General features: G+C 58.5%; 8 protein-coding genes. 2 read left to right on the top strand and 6 right to left on the bottom strand.

Annotation, left to right across the window (positions count from 1 at the left end; translation table 11 throughout):
* Window positions 1-36: 36 nt before the first annotated feature.
* The 6 genes from I4V53_RS06735 to I4V53_RS06710 form a co-directional block, all read right to left on the bottom strand.
* Entirely contained in the window at window positions 37-243 is a 207-nt protein-coding gene (locus I4V53_RS06735; RefSeq protein ID WP_195984799.1) for a FeoB-associated Cys-rich membrane protein, read from the bottom strand.
* Between the two features lie 12 nt (window positions 244-255).
* Window positions 256-2439 carry a ferrous iron transport protein B gene (feoB, locus tag I4V53_RS06730; protein WP_195984796.1) on the bottom strand — a complete coding sequence of 728 codons (2184 nt, stop codon included), beginning with the start codon at window positions 2437-2439 and terminating at the stop codon, window positions 256-258.
* A 79-nt stretch (window positions 2440-2518) separates the two neighbouring features.
* A complete protein-coding gene (locus I4V53_RS06725) occupies window positions 2519-2743 on the bottom strand; it encodes a FeoA family protein (protein ID WP_195984794.1) in 225 nt (74 codons plus the stop codon).
* Between the two features lie 25 nt (window positions 2744-2768).
* Window positions 2769-3056 carry a FeoA family protein gene (locus tag I4V53_RS06720; protein ID WP_286167059.1) on the bottom strand — a complete coding sequence of 96 codons (288 nt, stop codon included), beginning with the start codon at window positions 3054-3056 and terminating at the stop codon, window positions 2769-2771.
* Between the two features lie 319 nt (window positions 3057-3375).
* A complete protein-coding gene (locus tag I4V53_RS06715; protein WP_195984792.1) occupies window positions 3376-3789 on the bottom strand; it encodes a flavodoxin in 414 nt (137 codons plus the stop codon).
* Window positions 3790-3819: 30 nt separating this feature from the next.
* On the bottom strand, window positions 3820-4380 hold the full coding sequence (locus I4V53_RS06710) for a DUF3793 family protein (RefSeq protein ID WP_195984790.1): 561 nt from the start codon (window positions 4378-4380) through the stop codon (window positions 3820-3822).
* A 601-nt stretch (window positions 4381-4981) separates the two neighbouring features.
* Here I4V53_RS06710 and I4V53_RS06705 point away from each other — a divergent pair.
* Together I4V53_RS06705 and I4V53_RS06700 are read left to right on the top strand one after the other, a co-directional pair.
* Entirely contained in the window at window positions 4982-10945 is a 5964-nt protein-coding gene (locus I4V53_RS06705; protein WP_195984789.1) for a discoidin domain-containing protein, read from the top strand.
* Window positions 10946-11088: 143 nt separating this feature from the next.
* Window positions 11089-15933, top strand: coding sequence for a glycoside hydrolase family 2 TIM barrel-domain containing protein (locus tag I4V53_RS06700; protein WP_195984787.1), 4845 nt, complete (start codon window positions 11089-11091; stop codon window positions 15931-15933).
* Window positions 15934-16003: the final 70 nt, after the last annotated feature.

Below are 16003 nucleotides of genomic sequence, written 5' to 3'. Positions count from 1 at the left end.
TTTCCCCTTTCGTGCAGTCAGCTGCTGCCGGATGGATTATTTCAGATCCTTTTCCGCCCAGAAGGCGTCGGTTGGGCTTTTCGGCTTTGCCGCGGGCGCGCAATGGGAACAGTGTGCGCAGCTGCCGCCGCACCCGCCGGATTTTTCATGGTCGCAGCCGCAGGTTCCCTTTTTCATCACGTAGCGGATTGCCAGGACGAACAAGGCGATTAAGACCAGGCTGATCAGAATGGTTGCAAGCATAATGTCCTCCTTTTAAGCCTGTGCCGCTGCGCGGCGCAGGGCCGTTCTGCGGTCCGGCGCTGGACGGAACAGGAAGTACAGCAGTAGCAGAAGTACGACGATGGCCGCGGCGCTGCCGACGGTGAAGCCCGCGCCGGCGATCAGCAGGCCGAACTGCTGGATCATCAGCGCGACCGCATAGGCAAAGACGCACTGGTAGCCGATGGCGAATGCCGTCCATTTGGCGCTGGCCATTTCCCGCTTGATCGCGCCGATCGCCGCGAAGCACGGGGCGCACAGCAGATTAAAAGCGAGGAACGACAGCTTGGTGCACAGCAGCGGCAGCATACCGGAAACAGCCGTCCACAGGCCCGGGTCCGTTTCGCCCGCATCCGCAAGGCCAAAGAGTACGCCGAAGGTACCGACCACATTCTCCTTTGCCACCAGGCCGGAAACGGTGGCGACGGTCGCCTGCCAGGTGCCGAAGCCGAGCGGTGCGAAGATCCAGGCGACCGCGTTGCCGATATACGCGAGGATACTGAAATCCATCTGGTTGACCAGCGGGTCCTCCATGTCCAGCAGGCCGAAGGACGCGCCGCCGTCCGCCCAGCCGAAGTTGCTCAGGAACCAGATCACGCCGCAGGCGACAAAGATCACGGTACCGGCCTTGATGATGAAGGCCCGGCAGCGTTCCCACATGTGAATCAGCACGCTTTTGGGCGCGGGCAGATGGTATTGCGGCAGCTCCATAACGAACGGCGCGGGATCGCCCGCAAACATCCGGGTCTTTTTCAGCATGATGTCGGAGAGGATGACGGCGGCAATGCCGAGGAAGTAGAACAGCGGGGCGACCCAGCCGCCCTGCTCCGTCCCGAACATCGCGCCAAAGATCAGAGCGATGATCGGCAGCTTGGCGCCGCAGGGAATGAAAGTGGTGGTCATAATGGTCATACGGCGGTCTTTTTCATTTTCAATGGTCTTGGTGGCCATGATGCCCGGCACGCCGCAGCCGGAGGAAATCAGCATGGGGATAAAGCTCTTGCCGGAGAGGCCGAACTTGCGGAAGATGCGGTCCATGATGAACGCGACGCGCGCCATGTAGCCGCAGTCCTCCAAAATGGAGAGGAAGAAAAACAGGATGAACATCTGCGGCACAAAGCCGAGCACCGCGCCCACGCCGCCGATCAGACCGTCGACCACGAGGCCGGTCAGCCAGTCCGCCGCGCCGGCGGTTTCCATCCAGCCGCCCACGGCGGGCTGAATCCATTCGCCGAACAGCGTGTCGTTGGTGAAGTCGGTCACGATGGTGCCGACGGTGGAGACGGATACATAGTAAACAAGGAACATGATGACGGCGAAGATCGGGAGCGCCAGCCAGCGGTTTGTGACAATGCGGTCGATCCGATCGCTGGTGGTCAGCCCCCTGGCCTTCTTATGGACGCAGGTTTTCATGAGCTGTGCAATGTATGTATAGCGCTCGTTGGTAATGATGCTTTCGCCGTCGTCGTCCAGTTCTTTCTCCACGGAGGAAACGGCGTTGTCGATCTTTTCCATGACGTCCGCAGGGAAGTTGCAGGCGGCCTGTACTTTTTCATCGCGCTCAAACAGCTTGACGGCAAACCAGCGGGCCTGTTCGGGCGGAATGGAACCGTCGATCAGGGAAGCAATGTGGGAAAGCGCCTCTTCCACCGGCGGGGAGAACTGGTGCTTCGGCCTGGCGGCCTGCTTTTTGTTGGCCAGCGCAATCGCCTTCTGGGCGGCCTCCATGGAACCGGTTCCCTTCAAAGCGCTTGTTTCAATGATTGCACAGCCCAGCGCCGCGCCGAGCTTCTGCGTGTCGATCTGGTCGCCGTTTTTGCGCACCAGATCGATCATGTTCAACGCGATGACCACCGGCAGTCCCAGTTCCAGAAGCTGTGTGGTCAAATAAAGGTTGCGCTCCAGGTTGGTGCCGTCCACCAGGTCGATGACGGCGTCCGGCCTTTCGTTGATTAAATAGTCGCGGGTGACGACTTCTTCCAGCGTGTAGGGGGAGAGGGAGTAGACGCCGGGCAGGTCGGTGATGATGACGTCCTTATGCCCGCGCAGCCTTCCTTCCTTCTTTTCTACCGTGACGCCCGGCCAGTTGCCCACGTACTGGCTGCTGCCGGTCAGGTCGTTGAACATGGTGGTCTTGCCGCAGTTCGGGTTGCCGGCAAGCGCGATTTTCATACGCATTGGGATTCCTCCTCGTAACTCTATATATTAGCCATCGCTAACTGTAGGGCGCGCAGCCCCGGGAACAAATGATGCTGGATTATTCGGCGATTTCGATGTTTTCCGCCTCGCTCTTGCGGATGGAAAGCTCGTATCCGCGCACGTTGACTTCCACCGGGTCGCCCAGAGGCGCGACCTTGCGCACCAGAATCTGTGTGCCTTTGGTGATCCCCATGTCCATGATGCGGCGCTTGAGCGGTCCCGCGCCGTTGAGCCGGGTGACGGAGACCGTCTGTCCGCATTTGACGTCTTTCAGTGTTTTCATAATGGTTCCCCTCCTGTTGATCGCGTTAAGCCGTTAAAATCCGGCTGGCCATGGCTTTGCTGATGGCGATGCGCGTTCCCTTGATATGGACGATCAGATTGCCGTTCCATTCGGAGACGACGGACACTTCCGCATCTTCCACAAAGCCGAGATTGTTCAGGAAATGACGGACCTCGTCTTTCCCGCGGATGGTTTTTACCAGAACGGTTTTTCCCGTTTCCGCCATGGCGAGCGGCATCAGCATCACGCTTGCGCCTGTGGGCGCATGCACAGATGGGATCGGACAGGGTACAGCAGCTTGTTTCGCGTTCATACCGGCGCCTCCTTTAAAAATGTTAGCTTTAGCTAACTTATGGGCTGTGTATTAGGGGTTAGCTTTTGCTAATCCCCTTTGGCAATATTTAGTTTACAACTGCTAACTCGTGTTTGTCAATCCATATTTTTCAAAAAGGGGCAAATGACGGGAGGTTTGTAAAAATTGCTGAAAAACAGGAGCTGTATTGCTTTGTTTAGTGGCGATGTTCACATGGCGCTGGCAAACAGACGCAAAAAAGGCGCGCCGTGGCATGGCAGCGCGCCTTTTTTGTGATAAAGGAAGAAAATATATCTGTATGGAGTACCTTGTAAGTAAGTTAAAATGCGGCGAAACGTTCGCCAAACGCGGCGCATACGGCCTCGTCGGGCGCGCCGTTGGCCATCAGGCCTTCTTCAAACAGCAGCGCGCCGTCGACGGACACCCGGTCCTGCCAGTCGCGCATCCACTGTCCGTCGCCCCAACCGTAGGAGCCGAACAGGGCGACCTTTTTGCCGCCGAGCTTCGCTTCCTCCGCGGAGAAATACGGATCGAATTCGGCTTCCTCCAGGACCTCGTCGCCCATGGCGGGACAGCCGAAGGCCACCTTTTCGTATGCGTCCAGCGCGGGCGCGTCGGATACGGCAAAAACGTCGGCCTCCGCGCCTCCGGCGCGCAGTCCTTCTGCAATGGCATTCGCCATTCCTTCGGTGTTTCCGGTGCCGGTCCAATAGATAATTGCTGCTTTGCTCATATGAACAGCCTCCTTATATAGGTAAGAAAATTATACGGCGGGCGCCGCCTGCAAAAGGCGGGAAAACGGAACGCCCCGTTCCAGAGCGCCGCAGAAAAATTGCGTACATCGGTCGTATGCCCGAAACAGGCGTTTTGCCAGGGCCGGGTCTCCGTAGACCTTCCAATGGCCGCTGTATTTGCAGTTGCGGCCCTTTTCCCGGATAAAGCCGGCCACATCCTCCGGAGGGTAACCCAGGAACAGGCCGATTTCATGGGGAAAATCCGGCTCTGTGCGGACCCGGCGGGCCAGACGGTCCAACAGGGCGTCCAGAGAGGCGTTTTCCGGATAGGAGAAGGCGCGCAGGCAATCCCTTGCACCGGTTTGGGACAGGCGGTGTTCCAGCATGCGAGGCCGGAAAACCAAAAACAGAAAGCGTTTTTTACACGCGCATAAACAGCGCGCGGATATGTCTTTCTGTGCCAGCAGCGGGCGGTAGTCGAGCAGCGCCCGAACTTCTTCCCTTGGGCAGGCGAACAGGTTTGCCGGTTTGATCCCAGCCAGCGCGGGCGCACAGTTGCGCGCCAGAAGTGCCTCAATGGAACACGCCATTTGCATCTCCTCCCAAATGAAGATTAGCATATGCTAACAAAAGCTGAAAAAGAAAGCGCAGACCTGCCGCGCAACCATTTGATTAGCGTTTGCTAACCATGGCCTTATCCTACCATGCCGCAATGGGTTTGTCAAGCGGTTTGACGGCTGTTAGGCCCGGCTAAGATTTTTAAAGGCATGCGGGCCGGCATCGAAAGAGAAATTGAATATTTAAAATGAAAATATGGATGATCCTCCCAAAAATATGGACATTTGTTTCATGAATGAAATCTTTAAAAAAATTTGATGGTTTATCGAAGAATTTTGTATGGATTATCAGACGATGCAAATTTAAGATATAGATATACCCGTATGTGCAAAGATTTTGAGCAATTTTAGATAGATTATAAGTTGCGAGAAAAGAATCAACGAGCGTCGCTTGAGGAGGAGGCGCCGTCCGCGGTAGAGGCCGGTGGCGTGCATGTGGGAGGAGAGACGCCGCGTCGTTTGGGCGCAGCGTCTGTTTTGATTGCTGTGATGCTGCATTAGGAGGAAAGGGGGAAGATTTCACTCAAGTAGAAGAAGGAAAGATTGGCAGATCCGAAACGGAAGGAGAAAGAGTATGAAATCTATTTGGAAAAAGTGGACAGCCTGTCTGTTAGCCGCAATGATGGTCCTGGGTTCCCTGGTTGTGGGTCCCGGCGTATTGGCGGCGGCGGCGAGCGAGGGCAGCGGCGTACAGCTGCTGGCGGCGCAGGCCGAGCCGGGCAGAGAGAAAATCAACTTTAATAACGACTGGCGGTACCGCAAAGGGGACGTCAAGGGGGCGGAGGCGGAGGACTTCAGCGACGAAGATTGGCTGTATGTCAATCTGCCGCACAGCACCATCCACTATACCCCGGAAAATTATCATCAGAGGGATCTGGGGGTTTTCTGGTATCGCAAGCATTTTACCGTTTCCCAGGAAATGCAGGGCCAGAAGCTCCTGCTGACCTTTGAAGCAGCCATGCAGGCGTCCGAGGTCTGGATCAACGGCGAAAGCGTCAAGACCCACCAGGGCGGCTACACCTCATTTGTGATCGATATTACCGACAAGGTCCGCTACGGCGAAGAGAACGTCATTGCGGTCCGCATCGACACACGGCCGAATTCCGCGTTTGCGCCGGGCAAAACCAACCCGGACTTCCAGTATTTCGGCGGCCTCTATCGCAATGTATATATCACCGCGACGGATACGCTCCATATCAGCGACGCCGTCTATGAAAACAAAGCCGCGGGCGGCGGCGTCTTCCTGACCGCGCCGTCCGTCTCCAAAGAAAACGCGACCGTCAAGGCGCAGACCGACGTCAAAAACGAGGGCGCGGCGGAGGAAACCGCCACGGTATTGACAGAACTCATTGACGAGGACGGTTCCGTCGTTGCGCAGAAGGAAGACACCCAGACGGTTTCCGCCGGGGAAAGCCATGCCTTTGTGCAGGAGCTGACCGTTGCGAACCCGCGCCTCTGGTCCATTAACACCCCGGAGCTGTACACCGTGCGCACCACCGTCAAGACGGGCGATACCGTCCGCGACGCGGTGGAAACCACCTACGGCATCCGCAAGGTGGAGTGGAAGCGCGACGGCTGCTACATCAACGATGAATTCGTGGAGCTTTCCGGCGCCAACCTGCACTCCGAGACCGGCATGCTGGGCAACGCCCAGCCGGACGACGCGATCTTTGAAGAGGTCCGCCGCCTGAAGGAGTACGGCTTCGACTTTATCCGCATGTCCCACTATCCGCATGCCCCGGCGTTCTACGCCGCGTGCGATAAGTACGGCGTTGCGGTAATCGACTGCCTCTCCGGCTGGCAGAATTTTGCAAACACGGACAGCTTTAAAAACAGCACCTACCAGGAGCTGCGCGACATGATGCACGCCAACCGCAATTATTGCTCCATCGTCGCGTGGGAGCCGAGCCTCAACGAAAGCGGCTACAACCAGGCGTGGGCGACGGAAATCAACCGCATCGCAAAGGAAGAATATCCGGCGGACGGCGATTCCCGCATCTACACCAGCGGCTGGAAATTCTGGACAACCTTTGATATGGGCGTGGGCACCCCGCAGGCGAACGTGATGAACGACGCCGCCAAGAATCCGACCCTGCCGGCCATCGTCAGTGAATACGGCGACTGGAACTACGGCGGCTATACCTCCTCCACCCGTGTGACCCGCGAGCCGGCGCATACGAAGTGGAAGGGCGGAGACGAGGGCATGCTGATCCAGTGCGACAACGCCCAGGAATCCCTGGCGTTCAACCGCAGCTTCGAATGGGGCGGCGCGTACGCCTACTGGCAGTATGCGGACTATGCGGGCTTTGACACCCAGACGCTTACCTACTGCGGCGTGGTGGACATCTACCGCATTCCGAAGTTCAGCGCATACTTCTTCCAGAGCCAGCGCGACGCGGACGTCGACCTGAGCGCGTACGGCGTCGAGAGCGGCCCAATGGCCTTCATCGCCAACACCTGGGCTTCCGATTCCCCGAACCAGGTCCGCGTTTTCAGCAACTGCGACGAAGTGGAGCTGTTTGTGGACGGCGTGTCCGTCGGAAAACAGACCCCGGATACGCAGATGTGGGGACCGCATGGCGATAGCAGCCACGTTGGCTATCCGAGTTCCTCTTCCGGCAAGTACATCAGCACCGAAAACCTCAAGCACCCGCCGTTTACCTTTGACCTGAGCGCTTATACGCCGGGACAGGGCACCCTTACGGCGGTTGGATATATCAACGGCGAAGAATCCGCGGAGTATATCCGCAAAGCGCCGGGCGCGGCAAAGAAGCTCGCCCTGCAGGCGGAAAACGACGCGGCACTCAAGCTGGACGGCAGCACCGCCAAGCTGGTCTGGATCAATGTAGAAGATGAAAACGGCACCGTGGTCAACACCGCGGACAACGACGTTACCTTCAGCATCGACGGTCCCGGCCTGGTCATCGGCGGCAAGGAAACCTCCGTGCTGGGCGGCCAGATGGGCGTCTGGGTCAGAAGCAAGCGCGGCGAAGGCGCAATCACGCTGACCGCGACGGCGGACGGCCTGGAGAGCGCATCCATTACCATTCCGACCGAGACCGTGGAGGGCCTGCCGGCCGTTCCGAACGGCGGCGACGCGGATGAGAGCGAATATGAGCAGCCGGTCGGTCCGGTCAAGGAAAACCTGTTCCTGAAGAAGGACGTCACGGCCAGCAGCGAAAACACCAGCAGCGCGCTGGGCGTGGAAGCGGCGTCCCGTGCGAACGACGGCGACGAAGCCACCAAATGGTGCGCAAAGGTCACCAACAGCAGCGATTCCTCCGTCGGCCCGCACTGGTGGCAGGTCGATATGGGCGAAACCACCTATCTGGATCAGGTGCAGATCCTGTTCGAGATGAATACCAACTATAAATACCAGATTGCGATTTCCGACAGCCCGGACATCACCCAGGCGGACGTGGTTGTGGACCGCAGCACCAATACGGAAGACATTAAAGAGGTGACGGAGGACATCCAGGCGAACTGCCGCTATGTCCGCGTCTATGTCAACTGCCCGGCCTCCAATATCTGGCCGTGCCTGCTGGAGGTCCGTGGCTTCGGCGGCTCCACCAACGTGGCGTTGGGGAAAGAAGCGACCGCCAGCAAGGAAGGCTCCGGCACGCATGCCTCCGATGCGGTGGACGGCGATTCTTCCACCCACTGGACTAACGGTGCGACAGGATCCGCTTCCTGGCAGGTAGACCTGGGCGGAACCTATCAGATTGATAAGGTAACGGTTGAATTCCTGTGGGCGGACGACCTGCTGCATGCCTTTACCCTCCAGGGCTCCACGGATGGAACCACCTGGAAGAACATCACGGAATACAGCGGTACCGATAAGATCGCAACGCTCAATATCGATGAGACGGTCCGCCATCTGCGCGTTAACAACCTGACCGCGGGAACCACAGGCAGAGACTGGGTGGAAATCGCCGAGTTCTGCGCTTATGGCGTACCGGCGGCGGACGACGAGCGCATTGACTATGGTGTGCCCGCCTATGCGAGTTCCTCCGCAGAGGGCAGCGACCCGTCCTACGGCAACGACGGCGACCCGGCGAAGTACTGGACTCCCGCGGCGGACGACGCTTCCCCGTGGTGGTTCTTTGACGCGGGCGGCCTGTACAAGATGAGCAATGTACAGCTTTCCTGGAACAACGACGGTTCCCATCAGTATGCCATCGAGCTCTCCACCGACGGAGAGACCTGGACCACGGCGGTCGACCGGCTCAGCGGCAGCGAGGCCGGCACGGTGACCAACGACGAGGTTTCCGGCGTGGCGCGCTATGTGCGCATTTCCCTGCCGGCGGGCAGCACCGAGGGCTTCTGGATCAATTCCAACGCCCGCGAAAACACCGCGCAGGCGGTTGCGTCTGTGGCGGAAATGGAGGCGGTCGGCGCATCGGCCGGCACCGCGTTCGCGGATCTGAAACTGCCGAAGGAAGCAGCCGTCGTCCTGGCGGATGAAACCAAAACGACGCTGTCCGTCACCTGGGACAGCACCGGCTATCAGCTGGAGATCGGCTCCTATACCCTCAGCGGCACGCTGAACATGATGCCGGGCGTCAAAAACCCGACGAACCTCAAGGCTTCCGTGACCGTCAAAGTGACGGAGAAGCCGAAGGAAACCGTAACCATCGGCATGAAGGCGCCGGAGACCGTTGTGCCCGGCAGCAGCTTTGCCGTGCAGCAGACCATGGGCGGCCTGGCACAGCTCAGCGAGCCGGTCTATGTCATGCAGATGACCTTCACCTGGCCGGAGGGCCTGAACTGCACCGGAATCGTTCCGGCGGACGGACTGAATGGCCCCCTGACCTTCGGCATCCATCCTGAGACCCGCAGCGCGACCGTCGTCTATGACGCCGATACGCTGGACGGCCTGCCGGCGGATGTGGACAGCCTGTTTACCGCGAACTTCACCGCGGCGGAAGGATTGGAAGAGGGCGACTACGCCATCGAGCTCAGCGGCGTGATCATTCTGCCGGCCAGCGGCGACGAAATCGGCGCGGACCTGACGGACGGCACGGTCCATGTGGCTGGCCAGATCGCACCGGAGACCGCCGACCTGGTCGTAACCTACAGCAAGAATGTGGAACTGACCGTCAACGGCGAGCCGCAGAGACTCGCGGACCTGATCGGCCAGTATAAAGAGACCGATGTGGCGAACGGCGCGCCGTTCAATTTGACCTTTGTTCCGAGAGTGGAAGGCCAGACCTTCCGTTCCGTCACAATCAACGACGAAACGCCGTTGATGATCAGCGGCGTTCAGTATGAGTATTCCTTCAACATGGATACCCTGAACCCGAACCTCCGCTTTGCCTTTGAGCTGGTCAGCCGGAACACGCTCAACACCGTGATCGCCTATGCGCAGGAGCGCATCGACGAGGGCGATGTGGACGCGCTGGTCTCGCCTGTCAAGACGAGGTTCATGCAGGCGTTCGAAGCGGCAACCGATGTGCAGGACGACCCGACAGCGACGCAGGAGCAGATCGATACGGCCTGGAAAGACCTGATGAAGATGCTCCACTATCTTGCATTCAAGCCGGGCGACAAGACCGACCTGCGCGCAAAGATTGCAACGGCGGAAACCCTCATCGAAGAAAACTACACAGCGGAAAGCTGGAGCGCGATGACCGAGGCGCTGGAAGCGGCCAGAGAGGTAGAAGCGGACGACGAGGCGCTGCAGAACGACATCGATACGGCGTGCGAGAGTCTGTATAAGGCCCTGATGGCGCTTACTTACACAGTGGACCGCACCGCGCTTGATATGCTGATCGCAGAAGCCGAACAGATCAATCTGGACGAGTACCTCGAGGACGGCAAGGACGCCTTCAGCAAGGCGTTTGAGGCGGCGAAGAACGTTGCGGAAGACGCGAGTCAGAAGGTCGTCGACAAGGCGGCCGAGGATCTGGCGGCAGCCATTGCGGGCCTGCGCAGGACGCCGGACAAGAAGGCGCTGGAAGACCTGCTTAACGCACTCGCCAATAAGGATCTGAGCAAGTACACCGATTCCAGCGTCGCGGCCTTCAAGGCGGCGATGAACCTGGCGAAGGGTGTTCTGGAAGATCCGGATGCCACCGGTGAAAAGATCGCGCAGGCAATGGATCTTGTCAACGCGGCGGACGAAGGCCTCAAGATCAAAACAACCACCAGCCATAAGGGCTCCGGCAGCTCTTCCGGCTCCGGTTCCTCCAATGCGTACGGCAGCGCCGGCACGGTGTCCGCAACAACCAGCCCGGTTGTCAACGCGGCGCAGAGCGTTGTGCAGAATGCCTCCGTCCGTTCCGATACGACGGTCGGCTTTACCCTGAGAAGAGGCAGCGCGTACTGCTTCAAGATGACTGTTGTGAATGGCGACAACCTTGCCCCGAGCTTCACGGTCGGCAACGGCAGCGTGCTGAAGACCCAGTTTGTGGCAAAGATCGGCAACGATTATTACTACAGAGTCTGGGCAACCGGCAAGGCGGGCGAGAGCACGGGCGTATATACCACGCTGAACGGGCAGAAGCCGGTCAAGCATTGTACGGTGACGATTGGGTAATTAAAATACCTGAATTTCCACACAGAACGGCAATCCCTGTTTCAGGAATGGAATTGCAATAAGATCCAGTCCGGCGTACCCTCCCGTCTGTCCCGGATGGGAGGGGCGGCCCGGACACAGGCCATAGAAGGAGAAAACAATATATGAAGATGAAGAAACTGCTTGCCAGCGTAGTAGCCGGCGCGCTCTTCCTCTCCGCGGCGGGCATCTCAGCGTTTGCTGAGTGGACCAACGACAACAGCGAGTGGAACGGCCACCCGGAGATTGTCCAGGTCAACCGCGAGCCGGCGCGCGCCACGGCGTATCCCTACGACACCGTGGAGAAGGCGAAGGAGAACGACCCCAGCCAGTCCGCTTACTATAAGCTGCTCAATGGGGACGACTGGAAATTCAACTGCGTGTCCAAACCGGCGGACCGCATCAGCCAGAAGGATGCAAAATTTGCGGACGCGGACTACGACGACAGCTCCTGGGACGACATCACGGTCCCGATGAGTTGGCAGGTCATCAAAAATGCGGACGGCTCGTTCAAATACGACCAGCCCATGTATGCCAACCAGGATTACCCCTGGAAATACAATTCCACCGATAAGAACATCGCGATCGGCAAGGCCCCGACGGCGTACAACCCCGTCGGCACCTACCGCAAGGTCCTGCCGGACGTCTCCGAATGGGACGGCCGCCAGGTGTTCATCGCGTTTGACGGCGTGGAAGACGCCATGTACCTGTATGTCAACGGCCAGAAAATCGGCTACGGCGAGGACATGACGGCCCGTCAGGAGTTCAACATCACCAGCGCGCTGGACTTTACCCCCGGCGCGACAAACGTCGTCACCGTGGAGGTCTTCCGCTGGGCGGACGGCGCGTGGACGGAGAACCAGGACGGCCTCCGTCTGGCGGGCATCTACCGCGACGCGTTCCTGGTCTCCAAGGATAACGTGGAGATCCGCGACTTTACCGTCGTGACCGATCTGGACGACGACTATGTGGACGCGGACCTGAACACGGAGGTTGAGCTGCGCAGCTTTGCGAACGCAAGCACCGAAAACCTCACCGTGGAAGCCCAGCTCTACGATGCGGACGGCAACGCCGTCGGCGCGCCGATGACCGGCGCGGCGCCCGCGTTTGCGGACGGCAAAGCGGTCGTCAGTCTGACCGGCCATTTTGAGAACCCGCTCAAATGGAACGCGGAGCATCCGAACCTGTACCGCATGGTCATTTCCCTCAAGCAGGGCGGCCAGACCGTGGAGAGCACAGCGGTCAACGTCGGCTTCCGTGAAATTTCCATCATCAACCAGGGCACCACCAGCGCCCAGATGGTTCTGAACGGCGAACCTGTTTATTTCAAGGGCGCAAACCGCGGCGAAATATCGCCCAAGACCGGCCGCCACCTCTCCCGTGAGGAGATGGAAACGGACGTCAAGCTGATGAAACAGTACAACCTGAATTCCGTGCGTACCTCCCACTATCCGGACGACCCGTATTTCTATGAGCTTTGCGACAAGTACGGCATCTATGTGATGGACGAGGCGAACAACGAATCCCACAACGGCCGCAAGCTGAGCCCCGGCGTACCGGGCGACATTCCCGGCTATGTGATCGTCTGTAAGGACCGCGCGGTCAATATGGTAGAACGCGATAAGAACTATCCCAGCGTTGTGATGTGGTCCCCCGGCAACGAGGTCGGCACGGGTGCTTCCATTCAGGGGATGCTGGAATACTTCGATACGGATTCCACGCGCCTGATCCATTATCAGGGCTGGAATGACAACAAGCTGGTGGATATGACCTCCAATATGTACCCGGCGTATACCGGCAGCCAGAGTGTGGAGCAGAACGGACAGAGAAGCACAAAGCCGTATGTCATGTGCGAATACGTCCATTCCATGGGCAACAGCACCGGCGCACTCAAGGACTACTGGGATATTATCCGCCGCTACCCGAACCTTCAGGGCGGCTGGATTTGGGACTGGGCGGACCAGGCCATCGATACCCAGATCCCCGGCGCGGAACCGGGCGAGACCTTCTGGGGCTATGACGGCGACTGGAACGTCAGGACCGACAAATACAATTTCTGTGTCAACGGCGTAGTCTCTCCGGACCGCACCATCCAGCCGGAGATGTACGAGGTCAAGAAGGTATACCAGTCCTTCCAGATGACGGCGAAGGATTTAAACGCCGGTGTGATCACCATTTCCAACGAGTATATCGATACCAATGCAAACGAATACACCATGAATTGGGAACTGGTCCGCGACGGCGTTGTCGTGGCGAACGGAACCCAGACTGCGAACGTTGCGCCGCAGGCGGTTGCGGACGTGACGCTGGAGGGCTACACCGCTCCCGCGGACCTGCAGCCCGGCGAGGAATGCTTCCTTAATGTGAACTTTGTCACGAAGACGGATTGCTGGTGGGCGGAAGCAGGCCATGAGGTCGCAGCCGAACAGTTTGCGTTCGACGTGGTGGAAGACAATCTGCCCGAGCTGGATGAAACCGGCATGCCGGCGTTCACAGACGGACAGATTCAGGAGACCGACGCGGCCCTGAAAATTGCAACCGACGCGTTCAGCGTCACCTTTGACAAAGCGAGCGGCAAGCTGACCTCCTATACCGCAAACGGCGAAGAGCTGCTGGCGGAGCCGCTGGAGCCGAACTTCTGGCGCGCGATCACCGACAACGATGCCAAGACCTCCCACGACGCGAAGTGGGAAGACGCCGTGAAGAAAGCGGAAGTCACCGGCTTCAGCACCTTTGCGGAGGAGAAAAAAGTTGTTGTCACGGTCAACATGAATCTGCCGTCCGCGGCGGACTCCAGGTATGCCTCCACATTCACCGTCTATTCCGACGGCAATGTCGTGGTGCGCAGCACCCTGGCCCCGGACAGCTCCATGAACAACCTGCTGCGCGTCGGTATGCGTTTGCAGATGCCCGCCGGCTTTGAAAACATGCAGTGGTACGGCCGCGGCGAGTCCGACAGCTATTGGGACCGCAAATGGGGCTATGACGTCGGCGTGTACAACAGCACCGTGAGCGAGCAGTTCACCAACTTTGTCACCCCGCAGGAGACCGGCAACAAGACCGATACCCGCTGGCTGGCAGTTACCAACGAGGCTGGAAACGGCCTGCTCTTTGACGCGCAGGAGGCAGTGGAAGTCAGCGCCCTGCACAACACGCAGGAGGACCTGCAGCAGGCGAAGCATCCGTACCAGCTCAAGGGCACCAAGAACACCGTGGTCACCATCGACCAGTACCAGATGGGCCTGGGAACCGGAAGCTGCGGACCGGAAACCCTGAAGCAGTACACCCTGCCGACAGACCGGGCGTATACCTACCTGTTCCGCATGAAGCCGATCAGCAATGCTTCCACGGCGCAGCTCATGCAGGAAAGCAAGACCGCGCTGCCGGATGAAACGACGCTGGTGACGGATATCCAGATCGACGGCAAGTCCATCGACGGCTTCAACAGCGACATCCTTTCCTATACCTCTGAAAAGCGGTCCGCCACGCTGCCGGAAGTCACCGCGACCGCGGCGAACGACAGTGTGACGATCAGCATCCAGCAGGTGACGGCGCTGCCGGGTACGGCGGTGGTCACCGCGACGAGCGCGAACGGCTTCCAGAGAGTGTATACCGTCGAATTCACCAAGGGCGACGCGTATATCTATCTCTCCGACCTGAAGGAAGAATCCGCAGAAGTCGGTTATAAGGAGTTTACCAAGGATGCCAACCTGAGCGGTGATAAGATCAGCGTGTATCAGGACGGCAGCAAGGTGGTTTATGACAAGGGAATTACCGCGCATGCAGCTTCCAAAGTGGTCTACGACCTGACGGATCTCAATGCAGAGCGCTTCCAGGCGTGGGTCGGCATCGACGGCGTCAACCGCAACAACAATGTGCGCGGCGTCAAGTTCCGCGTGCTGGCGGACGGCGAAGAAGTATTCGTCTCCAAAACAATGTCCGGCAGTGGGTCCAATGCTGAGTATGTGGATCTCGATGTAACCGGCGTTACAAAGCTGACGCTGATTGCGGATCTGACCACCGGCAATAACGGCAACTGTCAGACGGTCTGGGCGGATGCGAAAATCAAGCTCCAGGCGGAAGACGAAGACCTCTATTTGTCCGATGTCAAAGAAAAGTCGGCAACGGTTGGATATTATACCTTTATTAAAGATGCCAATGCACAGGGTGGCAAAATCACCGTCTATCCCAACGGCACCAAGACGGCCTTTGATAAGGGCCTTGCCGCACATGCAGCTTCCGAAGTGGTCTACGACCTGACGGACCTGAACGCAAAACGTTTCCAGGCGTGGGCTGGTATTGAGGATAAGGATCGCGGTACAGCGGTGGCCGGCGTCAAATTCCGTGTACTGGCGGACGGCAGGGAATTGTTTACAAAGACAATGTCCGGTAAAAACACCAATGCGGAATATATTGACGTCGACGTGACGGGCGTGACCGAACTGAAGCTGATTGCGGAATTGACCGGCAGCAGCAACGGCCACTGCAATTCCGTCTGGGCGGACGCAAAGCTGAAGGTTTCGGGCGGTACAGCGCCGGCGGAGCCGAAGTTTGAGGTCACGGAGGATTCCAATGCGGTTATCAGCGACGATACAGACCTCAAGATCCTCTACAATATCCCGGCCGGCGCGACGACCAGCGATATTGCCGCGATGCTCAAGCCCGTACAGGGCGGCACGCTGGAGTTCATGGAGGCCACCGGCGGCTCCATCGATGAAGGCAACACCATTGTATCCGGCTATATTGTGATCCTGCGCGTGAACGGCACGGAGAAGGACCGCATGAGTATGTCGATTCTGGGCGACATCAACCCGGACGGCGTGGTGAACGGTTCCGATGTAGAGTTGATGCGTCAGGCGATTGCGGGCAACCGCACATTTGAGCCGATCGAGAAGCTTTCCGCGGATATGAACGGCGATTCTGCCATAGATGTGCGCGACCTGCTTTTGATCAAAAAAGCGGCTCAGTAAATTTACAGCAGACATAAAGGAACCCCGGACGGAATTTCCGTCCGGGGTTCTGTTTTGTAATGGGTTCGGC

This window comes from Clostridium sp. D33t1_170424_F3 (genome assembly GCF_015667585.1).
In the GTDB taxonomy this organism is placed as follows: Bacteria; Bacillota; Clostridia; order Oscillospirales; family Acutalibacteraceae; genus Anaeromassilibacillus.
Note: the sequence above shows the minus strand (reverse complement) of the source record. Positions and strands in the feature narration are given on the sequence as shown.

What these genes read in the sequence shown, in the direction of transcription:
- feoB (WP_195984796.1), bottom strand. Translation starts at nt 2,439, where the DNA reads ATGCGTATGAAAATCGCGCTTGCCGGCAACCCGAACTGCGGCAAGACC.
- I4V53_RS06725 (WP_195984794.1), bottom strand. Translation starts at nt 2,743, where the DNA reads ATGAAAACACTGAAAGACGTCAAATGCGGACAGACGGTCTCCGTCACC.
- I4V53_RS06715 (WP_195984792.1), bottom strand. Translation starts at nt 3,789, where the DNA reads ATGAGCAAAGCAGCAATTATCTATTGGACCGGCACCGGAAACACCGAA.
- I4V53_RS06720 (WP_286167059.1), bottom strand. Translation starts at nt 3,056, where the DNA reads ATGAACGCGAAACAAGCTGCTGTACCCTGTCCGATCCCATCTGTGCAT.
- I4V53_RS06710 (WP_195984790.1), bottom strand. Translation starts at nt 4,380, where the DNA reads ATGGCGTGTTCCATTGAGGCACTTCTGGCGCGCAACTGTGCGCCCGCG.
- I4V53_RS06735 (WP_195984799.1), bottom strand. Translation starts at nt 243, where the DNA reads ATGCTTGCAACCATTCTGATCAGCCTGGTCTTAATCGCCTTGTTCGTC.
- I4V53_RS06700 (WP_195984787.1), top strand. Translation starts at nt 11,089, where the DNA reads ATGAAGATGAAGAAACTGCTTGCCAGCGTAGTAGCCGGCGCGCTCTTC.
- I4V53_RS06705 (WP_195984789.1), top strand. Translation starts at nt 4,982, where the DNA reads ATGAAATCTATTTGGAAAAAGTGGACAGCCTGTCTGTTAGCCGCAATG.